This is a genomic window from Burkholderia sp. LK4 (assembly GCF_001043615.1).
Classification (GTDB): Bacteria; Pseudomonadota; Gammaproteobacteria; order Burkholderiales; family Burkholderiaceae; genus Burkholderia; species Burkholderia cepacia.
Genome location: NZ_LDUL01000140.1, coordinates 1 through 551 on the forward strand (window position 1 = coordinate 1; position 551 = coordinate 551).

Consider the following 551-nt stretch of genomic DNA (forward strand, 5'->3'; position numbering starts at 1 on the left):
GAGCGGCAGCAGGTGCTTTACGACTTCAACGACACTGCTTGCAGCTTCGAGGGGCAGCATCTCACCCTGCACGAGCTCGTCGAACAGCACGCCCGCCAGATACCCTCGGCCACCGCACTCGTCTACGGTGACCAACACCTCAGCTACGCCGAGCTCAATGCCCGCGCCAACCAGCTCGCCCACTACCTGCGCGAGCACGGTGTCGGCCCCGACGTGCTCGTCGCCATCTGCGCCGAGCGCAGTCTCGAGATGGTCGTGGCCCTGCTCGGCGTGCTCAAGGCCGGCGGTGCCTACGTCCCGGTCGACCCCGCCTACCCGGCCGAGCGCATCGAGTACATGCTCGGTGATGCTCAACCGCGCATCCTGCTCACCCAGCATGCCCTCGTCGATCAACTGCCCGACACCCAGGCCCAGGTCTTCGCCCTCGACACCGACTGGCAGCGCATCGCCAGCCTGCCCGACACCAACATCCCCGTCGCCAGCATCGGCCTGACGCCTCAGCATCTCGCCTACGTCATCTATACCTCCGGCTCTACCGGCAAACCAAAGGG

1 protein-coding gene is annotated in these 551 nt (G+C 66.2%); it reads left to right on the top strand.

Annotated features, from left to right (window positions below):
• On the top strand, window positions 1-551 hold a 551-nt coding region (locus tag VK92_RS38385; protein WP_048468246.1), incomplete at both ends, for an AMP-binding protein.